Origin of the sequence: Candidatus Corynebacterium faecigallinarum (assembly GCF_052264515.1) — a bacterium.
Taxonomy (GTDB): Bacteria; Actinomycetota; Actinomycetes; order Mycobacteriales; family Mycobacteriaceae; genus Corynebacterium; species Corynebacterium faecigallinarum.
On the sequence record NZ_JBQQOC010000003.1, the window covers coordinates 94,478 to 111,756 of the forward strand.

At 67.0% G+C, this 17,279-nt stretch carries 13 protein-coding genes and 1 pseudogene; 11 read left to right on the top strand and 3 right to left on the bottom strand.

Annotated features, from left to right (window positions below; genetic code table 11):
* Positions 1 to 279 precede the first annotated feature (279 nt).
* The 7 genes and pseudogenes from ACTXPP_RS02470 (at position 280) to ACTXPP_RS02500 (ending at position 11,578) form a co-directional block, all read left to right on the top strand.
* A pseudogene (locus tag ACTXPP_RS02470) lies at positions 280 to 4,144 on the top strand (bifunctional nitrate reductase/sulfite reductase flavoprotein subunit alpha).
* A gap of 143 nt (positions 4,145 to 4,287) precedes the next feature.
* Complete coding sequence (gene nirB / locus ACTXPP_RS02475) at positions 4,288 to 6,891, top strand: nitrite reductase large subunit NirB (RefSeq protein WP_443340715.1); 2,604 nt, start codon at positions 4,288 to 4,290, stop codon at positions 6,889 to 6,891.
* A 64-nt stretch (positions 6,892 to 6,955) separates the two neighbouring features.
* Positions 6,956 to 7,357, top strand: a complete 402-nt coding sequence (locus tag ACTXPP_RS02480; RefSeq protein ID WP_301497246.1) for a nitrite reductase (NAD(P)H) small subunit — start codon at positions 6,956 to 6,958, stop codon at positions 7,355 to 7,357.
* A gap of 51 nt (positions 7,358 to 7,408) precedes the next feature.
* On the top strand, positions 7,409 to 8,371 hold the full coding sequence (locus tag ACTXPP_RS02485; protein WP_301520854.1) for a formate/nitrite transporter family protein: 963 nt from the start codon (positions 7,409 to 7,411) through the stop codon (positions 8,369 to 8,371).
* Positions 8,372 to 8,398: 27 nt separating this feature from the next.
* Positions 8,399 to 8,848, top strand: coding sequence for a cyanase (gene cynS, locus ACTXPP_RS02490; RefSeq protein WP_301497260.1), 450 nt, complete (start codon positions 8,399 to 8,401; stop codon positions 8,846 to 8,848).
* A gap of 205 nt (positions 8,849 to 9,053) precedes the next feature.
* On the top strand, positions 9,054 to 10,433 hold the full coding sequence (cobA, locus tag ACTXPP_RS02495) for a uroporphyrinogen-III C-methyltransferase (protein WP_443340718.1): 1,380 nt from the start codon (positions 9,054 to 9,056) through the stop codon (positions 10,431 to 10,433).
* A complete protein-coding gene (locus tag ACTXPP_RS02500; RefSeq protein WP_301520852.1) occupies positions 10,430 to 11,578 on the top strand; it encodes a uroporphyrinogen-III synthase in 1,149 nt (382 codons plus the stop codon). Before cobA ends, ACTXPP_RS02500 begins: the two co-directional genes overlap by 4 nt.
* A gap of 103 nt (positions 11,579 to 11,681) precedes the next feature.
* Here ACTXPP_RS02500 and rplE read toward each other — a convergent pair whose 3' ends face one another.
* From rplE to rplN, 3 genes are read right to left on the bottom strand one after another with little or no spacing between them, the layout of a single operon-like run.
* Positions 11,682 to 12,254, bottom strand: a complete 573-nt coding sequence (rplE, locus tag ACTXPP_RS02505) for a 50S ribosomal protein L5 (protein ID WP_301520851.1) — start codon at positions 12,252 to 12,254, stop codon at positions 11,682 to 11,684.
* Positions 12,255 to 12,569, bottom strand: a complete 315-nt coding sequence (rplX, locus tag ACTXPP_RS02510) for a 50S ribosomal protein L24 (protein WP_301497256.1) — start codon at positions 12,567 to 12,569, stop codon at positions 12,255 to 12,257.
* 3 nt (positions 12,570 to 12,572) lie between these two features.
* Complete coding sequence (gene rplN / locus ACTXPP_RS02515; protein WP_301520850.1) at positions 12,573 to 12,947, bottom strand: 50S ribosomal protein L14; 375 nt, start codon at positions 12,945 to 12,947, stop codon at positions 12,573 to 12,575.
* Between the two features lie 1,082 nt (positions 12,948 to 14,029).
* Between rplN and ACTXPP_RS02520 the strand changes: the two genes are divergently transcribed.
* The 4 genes from ACTXPP_RS02520 (at position 14,030) to ACTXPP_RS02535 (ending at position 17,233) form a co-directional block, all read left to right on the top strand.
* A complete protein-coding gene (locus ACTXPP_RS02520; RefSeq protein ID WP_443340721.1) occupies positions 14,030 to 14,473 on the top strand; it encodes a hypothetical protein in 444 nt (147 codons plus the stop codon).
* 269 nt (positions 14,474 to 14,742) lie between these two features.
* Positions 14,743 to 15,177, top strand: a complete 435-nt coding sequence (locus tag ACTXPP_RS02525) for a hypothetical protein (RefSeq protein WP_443340723.1) — start codon at positions 14,743 to 14,745, stop codon at positions 15,175 to 15,177.
* A 494-nt stretch (positions 15,178 to 15,671) separates the two neighbouring features.
* Positions 15,672 to 15,965, top strand: a complete 294-nt coding sequence (locus tag ACTXPP_RS02530) for a hypothetical protein (RefSeq protein WP_301521066.1) — start codon at positions 15,672 to 15,674, stop codon at positions 15,963 to 15,965.
* A gap of 152 nt (positions 15,966 to 16,117) precedes the next feature.
* A complete protein-coding gene (locus ACTXPP_RS02535; RefSeq protein ID WP_301521065.1) occupies positions 16,118 to 17,233 on the top strand; it encodes a FecCD family ABC transporter permease in 1,116 nt (371 codons plus the stop codon).
* Positions 17,234 to 17,279: the final 46 nt, after the last annotated feature.

Genomic DNA, 17,279 nt, shown 5'->3' on the forward strand with positions numbered 1-17,279 from the left:
GTAGGACGCAATTTCTGCCCAGTGACACAATGATGATCCCGCGGTGACGGAGTTCGCGCACTGCTGCCCCTCAATGTGTGAGCCGGAGGTCTTTTGACCGAAACGTGACCTAGACGCTGCGGCAACACCGGCGTCCTAACGTAGCGGCACATGAGTTCCACAGCAGCCGCCGCCAACACCCCGACCTCCGCTCCCTCCACTACGTCCCCCACCTCCCCCACCTCCTCGTCAACGACACCTGACCAGTCCCGCTCGGTCGACACCCGCTCGGTCGACACCATGTGCGGCTACTGCGGCGTCGGCTGCGGCCTCACGCTCACCGCCTCCCCAGATGGCACCCTCACCTCCCGCGGCACCCCGGACCACCCGGTCAACCGGGGCAGGTTGTGCACCAAGGGTTCCACCACCGCCGACCTGCTGGTCTCCGGTGGCCGCCAGACGACCGCCCTGGTCGACGGGGAGGCGTCCGAACCCACCGGCGCAGTCAACGAGGTCGCCCGCCGCTTCACCGCCCTGCGCGAGGAGCACGGGCACGATGCCGTGGCACTGTACGTCTCCGGCCAGATGACGCTGGAGGCCCAGTATGTGGCGAACAAGCTGGCCAAGGGCTACCTGCGCACCAACCTCATCGAGTCGAACTCGCGGCTGTGCATGGCCTCGGCATCTACCGGCTACAAGCAGGCTTTCGGCGCGGACGGCCCGCCCGGCTCCTACGACGACCTCGACCATGCGGACGTCTTCCTGGTCACCGGGGCAAATATGGCCGACTGCCACCCGATCCTTTTCCTGCGGATGATGGACCGGGTGAAGGCCGGGGCGAAGCTCATCGTCGTCGACCCGCGCCGCACCGCCACGGCGAAGAAGGCGGACCTGCACCTGCCGGTCGCCCCGGGCACGGACATGGCACTGCTCAACGGTCTGCTGCGGATGATCTGCGACAACGGCGACACCGACCCTGAGTTCATCGCGTCCTACACCGACAACTGGGAGGTCATGGAGGACCACCTCGCCGACTACCCGGTCGAGGAGGTCTCCCGGATCACCGGCATCGAGGAGGACGATTTGCGCACCGCCGCCGAATGGATCGGGTCCACCCGCAGGTTCGTGAGCCTGTGGACGATGGGGCTGAACCAGTCCGTCCACGGCACCTGGCACACCACCGCCCTGTGCAATCTGCACCTTGCCACCGGCGCATTGTGCACCACCGGCGCCGGCCCGTTCTCGTTGACAGGCCAGCCCAATGCGATGGGCGGCCGGGAGATGGGCTACATGGGTCCGGGTCTGCCCGGCCAGCGCAGTGTGCTCGACGACGCCCAGCGCGCCGAGGTCGAGGACATCTGGGAGGTACCGCCGGGCACGCTGCACACCGACCTCGGCGGCGGCACGGTGGACCTGTTCCGCGAGCTCGGCGACGAGGACTCGCCGGTTCGCGCGGTGTGGGTGATCTGCACCAACCCGGCGGCCACCGTGCCGAACTCCTCGCAGTTCATCAAGGGTCTCACCGGTGCGGACCTGGTGGTCGTGCAGGACGCCTACGCCGGTTCCGCCACCGCCGGGCACGCCGATATCGTGCTCCCGGCGGCGTTGTGGACGGAGTCGGACGGCGTGATGGTCAACTCTGAACGCACGATGACCCTGTCCTCTCCCCTGCTGGACGCCCCGGGCGAGGCCGCCCCGGACTGGGAGCTGATCTGCCGGGTCGCCCGGGCGATGGGTTTCCCCGGGTTCGATTTTGCCAGTGCCGCGGAGATCTTCGACGAGATCCGACGCTTCCACAATCCCCGCACCGGCTGGGACCTGCGCGGGGTGGACCATGCCCGGCTGAAGGACGGTCCGGTGCAGTGGCCGGTCGCACCGGGTGGTGACGCGCGCAACCCGGTGCGTTACCTCAACGACGGCATCAGCCAGTCCCGGCTGGTCACCGATGATGGTGAGGTGCCGCGCCTGGCCTTCCCCACCGACACCGGCCGGGCACAGTTCGTCGCCCGGCCGTGGTTGCCGCCGCACGAGCTGCCGGACGAGGACTTCCCGCTGACCCTGACCACCGGCCGGTTGCCGCACCAGTGGCACACGATGACGAAGACGGGTCGGGTGAAGAAGCTGATGAAGCTCAATCCGTCCGGCTTCGTGCAGGTCCACCCCACCGATGCCGAGCCCCTGGGCATCGGGGCAGGCGACATCGTGCGGGTCACCTCCCGGCGCGGCACGTTGGACGCCCCGGCGGTGGTCGACGAGGGCATTGTGCCCGGCACGTGTTTCATCCCCATGCATTTCGCCAATGTCCCGGTCAATGAGCTGACCACCGATGCGGTGGATCCGGAGTCCCTGCAGCCGGAGTTCAAGGCCTGTGCGGTGTCGCTGCTGCGGGTGGCTGCGGCACCGAAGACACCGGACGACATGGACGATGATGCTGACGGTGCAGACGGCGCCGATGATGCCGACACTGTTTCGGTCGTCTGGGCGTCACAGACCGGCACCGTCGAGGAGTACGTCCCCGGTCTTGTCTCCTCCTTGACCGCCGTCGGTGTTCCGGCCCGAGTCCGCTGCGCGGACTCCGTGGATGTCGGAAAGCTGCAGGGCACCGTCCTGTTCGTGGTCTCATCCACCGGCGACGGCGACGCCCCGGACATGGCCGCCTCGTTGTGGGAGGAACTGGAGGCACTGCAGAACAAGCAGGACAAGCAGGACGCATCGGGTGCCGCAGGTGCACCAGCTCTTGCTGGTCTTCGCTGTGCGGTGCTGGGCTTCGGCGACTCCTCCTACGCCGACTTCTGCGGCTTCGCCCGGAAACTGGAGGATCGCGTGAGCGCCTTGGGCGCCGAACTGTTGCTTCCCCGGGCGTCCTGCGAACCGGACTTCGCCGGGACTGCAGCGTCCTGGTTCGCTGCCGCAGCCGAGGCGCTGGGGGCTGATCCGGACGATATCGCCCGTGCCACCTCCTCCAGTGCAGCCTCGCAGGGTCCGGCGCGGGGTTCCCGGGCGAATCCGGTGACCGCCACCGTAGCCGCAGCGTCCAGGCTCACTGGTGGTGATCCGGGGGCCACTGGGCGGGAGGTCCGGCGTTACACCTTCACCTTGCCCTGCCTCCCCGCCGACGCGAACAGCACCACTGACGCCGACAGCGCCAGCGATGCCACCGCCTACAGCACCGGCGATGCTCTGGGCGTCCTTCCGCGCAACCGCGCCACCACCGTCGACGAGTTCCTCCACTTCACCGGTCTGGACCCGGCCGTACCCCACCCGGAGACCGGACAGCCACTACGCGAGACACTGACCCGGCTCGACATCACCTCCGTCACGCCCGCTCTGCTGGAGCTGGTGCACCGCCAGCACCCGGACGCCGGCATCGACGAGCTCACCGGCAGCGCCGGTAACACCGCAGATACCACCGCACTGCGCACCTTCGCCTACGGCCGCCACCTGTGCGACGTCCTGGCGTCCTACCCGGTGACGGCGGATCTCACGGAATGGCTGGAGGTTCTCACCGAGCTCCGCCCCCGGCTGTACTCCATCTCCTCCTCCCCGCTGGCGGACCCGAACCAGGTGGAGATCACCGTCTCCACGGTGGCGTTCACCAGCCCGCGCGGTGCATCGCGTCGTGGGGGTCAGCTCCGGTTTCCTCGCCGAGCTCGCCCCCGGCGACGAGGTCGAGGTGTTCATCAAGCCGAACCGTAGCTTCGGCCCGCCGGAGCGTCCGGACGCCCCGATGATCATGATCGGCCCCGGCACCGGTGTGGCCCCTTTCCGCGGGTTCCTGCAGGACCGGATGTGCTCGGGCGCCGCCGGCGACAACTGGTTGTTCTTCGGCGACCGTCACCGCGACACCGACTTCCTCTACGGCGAGGAGTTGTCCGGGATGCACCATCGCGGGATCCTCACCCGCTTCGACACCGCGTTCTCCCGCGACCAGGAGAAGAAGGTGTACGTCCAGGACCGGATGCTGCACCATGCCGCGGACCTGTGGGAGTGGATCGGACGCGGCGCGCACCTCTACGTCTGCGGCGACGCCGGGCGCATGGCCGCCGACGTCGACTCCGCGCTGTGCCGGATCGTCGCCGAGCAAGGACGCATGGACTCCGAGGACGCCCGCTCCTTCGTCACCGGGTTGGCCGCCGAACGTCGCTACGTCCGCGACGTGTACTGAATCACACGGCCTGAAACTTGCATGTTTCGCATGTTTCCTGCCCGTGTCCCCACACGCCCCGCTGCAGGTCACCGGTGAACCCGCTGTAAAACACTGCTCTCATCTGTACCTTCTGCGGTGGGAGACTTCTAGCGTCATCAGACATGACCCCACAACTGACTCCCTCCCAGACCCCGCACACTTCAGACGCGCCGCACACCGTCGTCGTCGGCTTCGGCATGGTCGGTCACCGCACCGTCACCGAGATCCTCGACCGCGACCCGAATGCCCATATCACCGTGATCTCCGGGGAGTCGTGCCACGCCTACGACCGGGTCGCACTCTCCAGCTACGTGTCCTCCTGGGACCGCACCGCCCTGGAGTTGGCCGACCTCCCGGACTCGGTGACCGTGGTGCACGCCAAGGCCACCGGCATCGACCGGGACAACCGCACCGTGACCTGTGAGGGTGACACCACCGTCGCCTACGACCACCTGGTGCTGGCCACCGGCTCCTACGCCTTCGTCCCGCCGGTGCCCGGCCATGACCTGCCGGGCTGCACCGTCTACCGCACCCTCGACGACCTCGACGACATCCGCACCCTCGTCGAGGACGCCCGGGCGGCGGGACGCTCCCCGGTCGGTGCGGTCATCGGCGGTGGCCTGCTCGGCCTGGAGGCCGCCAACGCCCTGAAACTGCTCGGTGCCGAGGCCCACATCATCGAACGCTCCCCCCGTCTGATGCCGATCCAGGTGGACGCCGACGGTGGCGTCCTGCTGGCGGACAAGGTCCGCGAACTCGACGTGCAAGTGCACGTCAACACCGGCACCGATGTCATCGCGCGCACCGACAGCGACTCCAGCAACCTGGCCCTCACCCTCTCCTCCCCCGTCCCCGCGCCCGGCGAGCCGGCCCCGGAGAACCCCACCATCAACCACCTCACCGTGGACCTGGTGATCTTCTCCACCGGTGTGCGTCCCCACGACGCCCTCGCCGATGCCGCCACCCCCGCCCCGCTGGACAAGGCCCCGCGCGGCGGCATCCTCACCGACCGACTGTGCCGGACGAATGACCCGGACATCAGCGCGGTCGGCGAGTGCGCCGCCGTCGACGGGGTCTGCTACGGCCTGGTCGCCCCGGGCTACACCACCGCGGAGATCGTCGCCGACCGGATCACCGGGCGAGAACCGACGTCCTTCGAGGACCCGGACATGTCCACCAAGCTGAAACTGCTGGGTGTCGACGTCGCCAGTTTCGGCGACGCCCACGGCACCACCGAGGGTGCCCGACCGCTGACCGTCAACGACCCCTTCGCCGGGACCTACGGCAAGATCGTCATGGACACCGACGGCAAGACCTTGCTCGGCGGGGTGCTCGTCGGGGATGCCAACGCCTATGCCATGCTGCGCCCCATGGTCGGCGCGGAGCTGACCAACCCGATGGCGTTCATCACCCCGTCCGCCGGGGACGACGCTGCTGCCGGTGCCGGTGTCGCCGCACTGCCGGACGCCGCCCAGATCTGTTCCTGCAACAACGTCACCAAGAAGGACGTCCGGGACGCCATCGGCGACGGCGCCTGCTCGGTGGCGGACCTGAAGACCTGCACCCGGGCCGGAACCAGCTGCGGGTCCTGCGTGGGCCTGCTCGGCCAGCTCCTCGACGCCGAGGGCATCGAGCAGTCCAAGGCTCTGTGCGAGCACTTCAGCCAGTCGCGTGCGGAACTGTTCCAGTGTGCCGCGGCCACCGTCATCCGCGACTTCCCCCGGTTCATCAAGCGGTTCGGCACCGGCCACGGCTGCGAGATCTGCAAGCCGACGATGGCGTCCATCTTCGCCACACTCAACACCGGCCACCACGTTCTGGACGACGGTCATGCCGCCCTGCAGGACACCAACGACCGCTTCCTGGCCAATATCCAGCGCAACGGCTCCTACTCCGTGGTGCCGCGGATGCCCGGTGGCCAGGTCACCGCCGAACAGCTCATCGTCGTCGGTGAGATCGCCCGCGACTTCGACCTGTACACCAAGGTCACCGGCGCCCAGCGCATCGACATGTTCGGTGCCCGGGTGGAGCAGCTGCCCGCCATCTGGCGTCGCCTGGTGGACGCCGGCATGGAGTCCGGCCAGGCCTACGGCAAGTCGCTGCGCGCGGTGAAGAGCTGTGTGGGCACCGACTGGTGCCGCTACGGCCAGCAGGATTCGGTGAAGATGGCCGTCGATCTGGAGTTGCGCTACCGGGGCTTGCGTAGTCCGCACAAGTTGAAGATGGGTGTCTCCGGCTGTGCCCGCGAGTGTGCCGAGGCCCGCGGCAAGGACGTCGGCGTGATCGCCACCGAGCACGGCTGGAACCTGTATGTCGGCGGCAACGGTGGCGCGACCCCGCGCCACGCCGAACTGCTCGCCGGCGACCTGGATGAGCCCACGCTGATCCGCTACATCGACCGCTTCATCGCCTTCTACGTGCGCACCGCCGACCGCCTGCAGCGCACCGCCGCCTGGGTTGAGGAGACCGAGGGCGGCCTGGACCACATCCGCGAGGTCGTCTGCGAGGACTCCCTGGGGATCGGCGACGACCTGGAGCAGTTCATCGCCCGCCACGTCGACGACTACACCGACGAGTGGAAGGCCGTCCTCGACGACCCGGAGAAGCTGCGCCGTTTCGTTTCCTTCGTCAACGCGCCCGGGTCACCCGACCCCACCGTCCAGTTCCAGAAGCAGGACGGCCGGACGGTCCCGCTGCCGATGCCGGGCCTGCGCAGCGCCGTATAACCACCAACTCCCCCCTGTCCCGCCTCACCTCCCGCCTTACCTCAACTCTGAAGGAGCCAAGACCATGACTGTCACCACCCACCCCGTGAGCATCTGCCTGTTCGACGAACTCGAGGACAACCTCGGTGCCGCTGTCCTGCTGCCCGACGGCACCCAGGTCGCCCTTTTCCGCGTCAGCGACAAGACCGGCACCGCCAGGACCAGCGCAGATCAGGCAAGCACTGACCAGTCGAGCACCGGCGTGTACGCGGTGTCCAACATCGACCCGTACATGGGCGCAGCCGTGATGAGCCGCGGCATCGTCGGCGATCACGACGGTGTCCCCACGGTCGCCTCCCCACTGCTCAAGCAGCGTTTCCGGCTGACCGACGGGGTCTCGTTGGAGGACGAGGACCACACCCTGCAGACCTTCCCCGTCCAGGTCATCGACGACCACGGTGAGCGTCGCGTCCTCCTGCATTACTGACGGTCCGAAGCTCCCCCCTCCACCGAACCTACCGATCACCCCAGGAGACCCATGTCTTACGTCCCACCGGCCGACGTCGCCACCGCGATGGTCGACGCCGGACAGAAGAAAACCGGGATGGCAACCCGTGAAACGCTGATCAAGGCGACGATGGCCGGAGCCATCCTCGCCCTCGCCGCGGCCCTCGCCACAACGATCACCGTCAACACCGGTGAACCACTGCTCGGCGCGATGATCTTCCCCGTCGGATTCATCCTTCTCTACTTGATGGGTTTCGACCTGGTCACCGGTGTCTTCACCCTCGTGCCGCTGGCCTGGATCGACAAGAGGCCCGGTGTGACCTGGCGAAGTCTGCTGCGCAACTGGGGCCTGGTGTTTCTCGGCAACATGGTCGGCGCGGTGTTGGTCGCACTGTTGATGTCCTTCATCACCACTTACGGCTTCTCCACCCCGCCGGATGCCATCGGCGAGCGCCTCGGCGAGATCGGTCACGACCGTACCGCCGGTTACGCCGAACACGGGGCAGCCGGCATGCTCACCCTGTTCCTGCGCGCGGTGATGTGCAACTGGATGGTCTCCACCGGCGTAGTCGCCTCAATGATGTCCCGCAGTGCTGGTGGCAAGGCCCTGCTGATGTGGATGCCGGTCATGCTGTTCTTCTACATGGGCTTCGAGCACTCCGTGGTCAACATGTTCCTCTTCCCGGCCGGGCTGATGCTCGGCGGTGACTTCTCCCTCGGCCAGTACCTGGTCTGGAACGAGATCCCCACCCTACTGGGCAATATCGTCGGTGGACTGTTGTTCGTGGGACTGCCGATGTACTACTCCTACGTCCGGACACCGAAGACACCGCAGACACCGCAGAACGGGGACGCCCAGGACGCGGACGATCCCCAACGACCACAGGGATCTCCGGTCGCCGGAGGTGCGCCGGAGCAGGTGGATACGCAGGGGCGCGCAATGACCGGGAAGCGTGTCCCTGTAGCGACGAGACAGCCCGGCCGCCCTGAGTAGAAGGAGAAGACCTACATGGAACCGACCATGGAACCGATCATGACTCGCGCAGAGGCGGCGAGGCATATTGAGGCGGCCCGGTTACGCACCGGCAGGACATGGGCGGGTATCGCCGAGGACCTGGGCACACCCCTGGTCTGGACGACCGCGGCCTTGTTGGGCCAGCACCCCATGACCACTGAACAGGCGGCCGCGGCGTGCGCATTACTGGGACTGGACGACAGCGTCGCCGAATCCCTCACGACCCAGCCGAACCGCGGGACCGACCCGGAAACCATGAGGGACCCGACCATCTACCGGTTCAGCGAGGCACTCGGCGTCTACGGGCCGGCGTTGAAGGCGTTGATTCACGAGGAGTTCGGCGACGGCATCATGAGCGCGATCAACTTCACCGTGGACATCGAGCGTCGGCCCGATCCGGACGGCGACCGTGTGATCGTCACCTTCGATGGGAAGTTTCTGGACTACCGGTGGTGACAAACGCGCCCTGAAATCTCACACAGCCGACCCCGGCCGTGTGAGTTTTTTGTCTCATTGCCGTAGCCGAAGGGCATATTGCGGGAAACAGCCACCTCCTAACCTCAATCAGTGATGGCACTTCCACGTGCCCCTGACTGAAACCGACTGCACGACCCGACTGCACCCCCTCGACTGCTCCCTTCCGTGACCTGGAGGAATACCCGTGACTTTCGTACTGACCGGACTGGATGTCCGGGACACCGAGATCGTCCTCATCGGCGGCGGCGATGTGACGGCCCGCCGCGCCGCAGCCCTGCACACCCAAGGTGCGATACTCCGTATCATCGCCCCGGAGCTCTCTCCACGGACCGAGGCCTTCCTCCGTTCGGCCACGGTATCCGACAACACCACCGCCGCCAACACCACCTCCGATAACTCCACGCCCCACACCACCATCCCACCAGTCTGGGAGCCGCGGCGTTACCGCCCCGAGGATCTGGACGACGCCTGGCTGGTCCACACCGCCACCGGCGACCCGGCGGTGGACTCCGCGGTCGCCGAGGAGTGCCGCGCCCGACGGATCTGGTGCATCAACGCCTCCTGCGCACCCCACGGGTCTGCCCGCATGCCGGCCCAGGCCCGACGTCGCGACACGGTCTTCGGCGCCCTGTCCACCGGCTCGCCCAATCCCAGGCGGTCCGCCGAGGTCGTCCGGGCCGTGGCACGCCAGGTCGACGAGACCCACCAGCTGGCCGCACGCCCCCAAACCACCACACAGCCCGCCACACCTTCCACCGGCACCGTCCACCTCATCGGCGGCGGCCCCGGCCCGACCGACCTGCTCACCGTCCGCGCCCACCGCCTCCTGGCAGCCGCCGACGTACTCGTCCACGACCGCCTGGGCCCCACCGACCTCGCACAGTTCTGCGACGAGAACACCGAGGTCATCGATGTCGGCAAGCGTCCCGGCCACCACCCCAGCCCCCAGGAGGAGATCAACGCGATCATCGTCGACCGGGCCCAGCGGGGACTCACCGTCGCCCGGTTGAAGGGTGGCGACCCGTTCGTGTTCGGACGCGGCGGCGAGGAGGTCATCGCCTGCCGTGCCGCCGGGGTGCCGGTCGAGGTCGTCCCCGGGATCAGCAGCGCGGTCGCCGCGCCGTCCTCCGCCGGAATCCCGGTCACCCACCGGGGTGTCGCCGATGCCGTGCACGTGGTCAACGGCCACCGCCGATGGGACGCCCGGACCAGGGCCGCGTTGCTGGACGATGCCACCACCGTCGTCATCCTGATGGGTGTCTCGACCTTGCGCGACATGGTCGCCACCGCGCTGGCCGACGGAGTTCCGGCGAACCGTCCGGTGGCGATCGTTGAGAACGCCCACCGACCCGGGCAGCGCTGTACCCGCGCTACTCTGGGCAGTGTGGTGACAGCAGCAGAAGTCAACGGGGTGCGCGCCCCGGCAGTGATCGTCGTCGGTGAGACGGCACGCGCCGGACTTCTCGATGCCGTCGCATCCCCGCAGGTCACTTCCCCTGCACACCCTGCACCTCCAGCACACCCTGCACACCTCGCCCACGTCCCGCAGGCGGTCATGGCATGACCCACGCACGTCAATTGTCTGAGACGCTGGCGGGATGTTCGATCCTACTTCCGGTGGACCGTCGTTCCGGCGAGTTCGCCACCGCCCTGCAGCGTCACGGCGCGGAGACCACGATCGCTCCCCCGTTGGCGATCACCTCGCATTTCGATGATGCGGAGCTGTTGGCGGAGACCCGCGCGCTGATCGCTGACCCGCCAGACATCGTGGTGGCGACCACCGGTGTGGGTTTCCGTGGGTGGATGGACGCCGCCGAGCAGGACGGTGTCCAGCAGGAGCTCGTCGAGGCGCTGGAGCAGGCCCGGATCCTGGTACGTGGTCCGAAGGCCCGTGGTGCTGTCCAGCAGGCCGGGTTGGAGATCGACTGGGTCGCCGAGACCGAGACATCCACCGAGATCATCGACTACCTGTTGGCCGGTGGGGTCCGCGGCAAGCGGATCGTGATCCAGCATCACGGTGCCGGAGACCCCCACATGGAGAAGAGTCTGGCGGATGCCGGTGCGCTGGCGCGTGGCCTGGTGATCTACCGGTGGGGTCCACCGCCGGATCCCGCTTTGGTCGGCAGGACGACCGGGATGGTCGCCTCCGGCCGGATCGACGCGGTGTTGTTCACCTCTGCCCCGGGTGCGAAAGCCTGGTTGCACAGCGCCGAGGAGCTGGGCACCCTGCCGGCGGTGTTGCGTGCGGCGAAGGAGCGCACCATGTTCGGCGCGGTCGGGCCGATCACCGCGGCCCCGTTGAGGGAGCATGGGATCGAGCCGATCGTGCCGGAGCGTTTCCGCCTCGGCGCTCTGGTGCGCGAGGTGGTGATGCACATGGCGGGGCCGTCCACTGCGGTACGCACCGATGTCGGTGAGCTGCATGTGCGCACCGGTGGGGCGTTGTTGGACGGCACGTTCCACCCCTTGGGACGTACCGGTGCCGAGCTGCTGCACATCCTGTGGTCGCGTCCGGGCCAGGTGTTGTCGCGGGCGGAGATCGCCGAGGAGTTGTCGGCGATGACCGGGGAGGACGCCACGGAGCGTGCGGTGGAGGTCGCGGTCGCCCGGGTGCGTAGTGCGATGGAGCAGCCTGAGTTGATCCAGACCGTCTACAAGCGGGGCTACCGGCTGGCGGTGCCGGATGAGTCGGTGCGCTACCTCGCGTGACTCCCTCGCGTGTCCCCTGGTCCTGGCACACGAAAACCACCGCCCACCGACCGGGGGTTGACCCCGGTGGTGAGCGGTGGTTAGCGGTGAAGCGTCGCCGGTGTTACTTGGCGGCGTTCTGGCCGGCCTCGAACGGGAAGCCCAGCTCGCGCAGAAGAGCGCGGCCTTCGTCGTCGTTGGTGGCGGTGGTCACCACGGTGATGTTCATACCGCGGGGACGGTCGATCTTGTCGACGTCGATCTCGTAGAACATGGACTGCTCGTTGAGACCGAAGGTGTAGTTGCCGTTGCCGTCGAACTGCTTGTCCGAGAGGCCGCGGAAGTCGCGGATTCGGGGCAGGGCCACGGTCAGCAGGCGGTCCAGGAACTCCCACATGCGGTCGCCGCGCATGGTCACGCGGGCACCGATGGGCATACCCTCGCGCAGCTTGAAGTTCGAGATCGACTTCTTGGCGACGCGGATCTGCGGCTTCTGGCCGGTGATCAGGGTCAGGTCGTGGATGGCGCCGTTGATCAGCTTGGAGTCGCGAGCAGCCTCGCCGACACCCATGTTGACGACGACCTTGGTCACGCCGGGGATCTGCATGACGTTGTCGTAGCTGAACTCGTTGTTCAGGGTCTCACGGATCTCACCGCGGTAGCGGGTCTTGAGCCGGGGAGTGTAGTTCTCGCTCATTTAGATGTCCTTCCCGGTGCGGCGCGAGATGCGGATCTTCTTGCCGTCCTCGTCGAAGCGGTAGCCGACGCGGGTGGGCTCACCGTCGGCGTCCAGGACCATCACGTTGGACACGTGGATGGGGGCTTCCTGGGTGACGATGCCCTCGGACTCTGCGCCACGCTCGGGTGCGGAGTTCACGACGTGCTTCTTGATGCGGTTGATGCCCTCGACCAGGACCTTGTCGCGGGTGGGGTAGGCCTCGATGACCCGGCCCTTCGCGCCCTTGTCCGGGCCAGAGATGACGAGGACGGTGTCGCCCTTACGAATCTTCATGGGTTAGAGCACCTCCGGAGCGAGAGAAACGATGCGCATGAAGCGCTTGTCGCGCAGCTCACGAGCAACCGGCCCGAAGATGCGGGTACCGCGGGGGTCGGTGTTGTCGGCGCCCTTGATGAGGACGGCGGCGTTCTCGTCGAACTTGATGTAGGAGCCGTCCGGACGACGGGTCTCCTTCTTGCTGCGGACGACAACGGCCTTGACGATGTCGCCGGCCTTGACGTTGCCACCGGGGGTGGCCTCCTTGACGGTGGCGACAACGACGTCGCCGATACCGCCGGAGCGTCGGGTGGATCCGCCGAGCACGCGGATGACCAGGATTTCCCGGGCACCGGTGTTATCGGCGACCCGCAGACGCGATTCCTGCTGAATCACTGGAGTCTCCTTGTAGACCTAGTAGTTCTGTTGCACGTAGGATTACCGTCCCTGACGTGCACGGTCGAGTTGGCCGCGGCGCTCATCACACCAGTCCAGGCGGGGAACGATGGAGAGCAGCACGCGGACAACCCGTGTATCTTCGCACACCTTTGACTCGGGTGACAACTTGGCACTGCGCACGGCCGACAGTTGGGAGTGCGAAGTGGAGAGGCCGGGACGTGAGGGAGGGGTGGGCCGCGAACGTCGGCGCGTTCACCTCACCGTTACACAGCGCCCAAACTTACCCCCGGTTTGGGGCACTTCCGAGAACTCGCCCCACCCAGGAAAGCAAGCCCACGCGAAGCTTCCTTCCGAACCTGTTCCCCCCACAACTCACAGCGGATTATTATGCATTTCAAGAAGAGCATCATCGCCGGCGGCTCCGCCGTCGCACTCGCCATCGCCGGCACCGGCGTCGCCGCTGCCGAGGAGACCGAGCTGCCCCCCCCACCGAGACCGTCGGCTCCGGTGCCGTCGACTCCGCCGCCCCGAGCGACCAGGCAGGTGCCCTGTACGGCTCCTTCGTCCCGAGCGAGGAAGAGGGCGCCGACCCGACCTTCCAGATCGCCGCAGCGGTCGCCGGACTGGTTGCCTTCGGCGCCGCCGGCAAGACCGTCGCCGACACCATCGCCGTTCCGGGCAAGGTCTACGCCTCCGTCAAGGACTTCCAGCAGTTCGTGGACGACTTCACCGAAGACTCCCGCAACTTCATCAACAGCATCACCCCGCAGTCCCTGCCGGTCGCCTCGCCGACCGTCCCACTACACCCCGGCACCCGACCCCTCTCGGCTCGGTGTCGTTTTTTATACCCCAGCCCCTATATTCCACATACCCCGCCCCGCATATTATATATACCCCGCACCGCATTGCTTGACAGTTCTTATACTTCTCAGTGTCATTCACTCACTTAAATACCCCTCGGGGAGTCTGAACTTAAGGTTAACTCGAAATAAATACACTTTGGTTCCCCTTGGTCCGTGTTAGCTTCGTCTGCGTACCCACCCCTAGTTTTGACGATTCCAAGAAGGAGCGACAACCCAATGAAGGTTCGCAAGTCCCTCATTTCCCTCGCCACCGTTTCCGCCGTGGCCATCTCCGGCACCAGCATCGCCGCCGCCCACGACGAGGAGCTGCCCGCTGAGGGCTCCGCCTCCAGCTCCAGCGAGGGCTCCAACGGTGAAGGTGAGGAGGGCGCCGACGGCTCCGCCATCCTGGGCAGCATCCAGGGCTCGACCTCCGACGGCGCCCTCGACCCGCAGGGCTCCGTCCAGGCCGGCGGCTTCTTCAACCAGATCTGGGAAGACGGCGAGACCGGCGTCGTCAGCCTGGCCGGTGTCGCTGCCGTCATCGCCGGCACCGCCGTCGTCGCTGCCAACGTCAAGGGCATCGCCGACGCCTACAGCGCCGTCATCGACGCCTCCGACACCTACCAGGGCGTTCTGGCCGATACCCGCGGCTTCCTGGAGTCCCAGGGCATCCTCTAAGCCTCGCTCCGGAAAAATACCCGTCCGCTTATATCGGGCGGGTTTTTTCATTCCCGATCCTGAAATTTCCCCTAAATACCCCCACAGGCATTTCCACAACACTCCCCGCGAGATTCACTTAACCCCTCCCGGGTAGAGAGAATAACCCCGAGGGGTATATGGATGAAACATTTCCATCGAATTCTGGGGTAGCAGCAATTGTCGAGCCATGTTAGCGTCGGCTCCGTACCTACCCCTCACATGTTGATCCCCCAAGGAGAACCGACTTCATGAAGACCCGTAAGTCTTTGATCACCCTCGCCGCCGCATCCGCTCTGGCCATCGGTGGCACCGGTGTCGCCGCAGCACAGAACGATGCCGAGAACGACACCCCGGCCAACGAGACCGGCAGCTCGCTGCCTGAACTGTCCTCGCAGGACGGCGACGACGCCGAAGAGGGCCAGGACGGTGAAGAGGGCGAGGACGCCGGCAGCGCCGAGGGCTCCACCGGCTCCGTCGCCGGCGACGAGGTCCTGGGCTCCTTCGACGAGGACGGCGCCTTCAACATCCAGGAGGCCGCCGCGGCCCTGGAGTTCATCGCCGACTTCGCCAGCCCGCTCGGCGACATCGCCGGCGCCTTCGAGTCCGTCGTCGACGCCTCCGACACCTTCCAGGGTGTCGTCCAGGACGTCCAGGGCTTCCTGGCATCCCAGGGTGCCGCATAAGCGACCCGCCACACCCGACAAGCCCCGCCCGGAAACCTCCCGGGCGGGGCTTCGCATGTCCGGCCACCTACGCCCATGTCAGTTATCCGGGTAGATACTCCTCGTCAAAAGTGCTGCACAGGACGCATTTGTGCAGTCCCCACATCGACTACCCCCGCCCATCGCAACGCCAGAGGGTCCGGCCACACGGGCACTCTCGCCGACGAGGACTGCGTGTCAGACACGTTCCAACCTGTCCCCACCTGTGCTTTCCTGTCCCGAATCTCCGTCAGGGCACCGCGTCCACAGCTCCCCCGCCCGTCCCCACGATCCCCCCGCGCACGCGTAGGTGACACGTCACAGGACCATCGTAGGCCTCGACGCTGCCCTCACCGTGGCGTACGATCAACGTCAGTGCGTCCTACCGCAGACCGGAAGGGGGCGACACCGTGATTCCGGACGTCGAGCCGCCACAACAGCGACACGACTGCCCCCTGACGTAAAGGACACCCCACATGGAGCTCAAGAAGAGCCTGCTCGCCGCCACCACCGCCACCGCCGTCGCCTTCGGCGGAGCCAGCATCGCCACCGCCCAGGACGGTTCCGACGTCTCCGCACTGTCCTCCGAGAGCAGCATCGGCGACGACAACAACATCCTGGGCTCCCTGGAAGACGAGGACGGCATCCTCGGCTCCTTCGTCGGCGACGACGCATTCGGCACCATCGGCAACATCACCACCGTCATCAGCCTCATCGTCGCCGGCTTCAACCTCTCCAACGTCATCACCCTGCCGAAGCTCCCCTTCTAGAGTTCCGGGGCGCCCCATGTAGTGAGGGGCAGCTGCATTGCGACTCGCGGATGTTCACCGTAAGGTGAACCTATCCTCGGGCGAGGTGCCGGGCTTTCCCCCGGTCGCCTCGCCCATTTTCGTCTTTCCTCGATCGAAAGGGGCTTTGGACCATGACGGCATCCACCGTCAGTCACACTGACCCGCCCGGGCCACCATCCAGGGCCAAGCGCAAGCACAAGAGTGCCGTCACCGTCACCTCGCAACTGCGACGCCGCCGCCTGCTCGGACTCGGTGGCCTGCTCGCACTCCTGGTCGTCGGTATCGGCCTGAGCCTGGCATTCGGCTCCCGCATCATCGAGGCCGACAGCCTGTTCTCCGCACTGCGCAACCTGCCGTCGGCGCTGCGTAATCCGGGGACCATCACCGACTCCGACCTCCAGGTCATCGCCGAACTGCGCGTCCCCCGCACACTGGTCGGCATCGCCGTCGGAGCCGCCCTCGGCGTGGCCGGAGCCCTGATCCAGGGCCATACCCGCAACCCCCTGGCCGACCCCGGCATCCTCGGCATCTCCTCCGGCGCCTCCCTCGCCGTCGTCGTCAGCTTCGCCTTCTTCAACGTCACCAGTACCGGCATGACCGCCGTTTGGGCCTTCGGTGGTGCCCTCGTCGCCACCGCCATCGTCTTCGGACTCGCCTCCGTCGGCGGCGGCAACGTCCACCCGCTGACCCTGATCCTCGGTGGCGCGGCGATGAACGCCGTCCTCCAGGCCATCATCAGTGCCCTGGTACTCACCGACGACAGCAACCTCGACCGGCTGCGATTCTGGACCGTCGGATCCGTCGCCGGCCGCGACATGGGAGTCTTCTGGGGCGTGCTACCGATCATCCTGTTCGGCCTGGTTCTGGCCTTCGCGACCGGCCCCCAACTCAACCTGCTCAACCTCGGCGACGACATCGCCCAGTCCCTCGGTGTCAACACCAAGCTCGCCCGACTGACCGGCATGGTCATCATCGCCCTGCTCGCCGCCGCGGCCACCGCCGCCGCCGGGCCCATCGCCTTCCTCGGCCTGGTCGTGCCCCACCTGGTGCGCTCGATGACCGGCCCGGACTACCGCTGGATCCTGCCCTACTGTGCCCTGGCCGGAGCCTGCCTGCTGATCTACGCCGACGTGGTGGGACGCCTCATCACCCGCCCCGGCGAGCTCCAGGTCGGTATCGTCATGGCCTTCGTCGGCGCCCCGCTGTTCATCGCCATGCTCGTGCGTAGGAAGGTGGTCCAGCTGTGACCGAGCGTCCACTCACCAACGCCACCGCCGTCGCCCCCGACGAGGC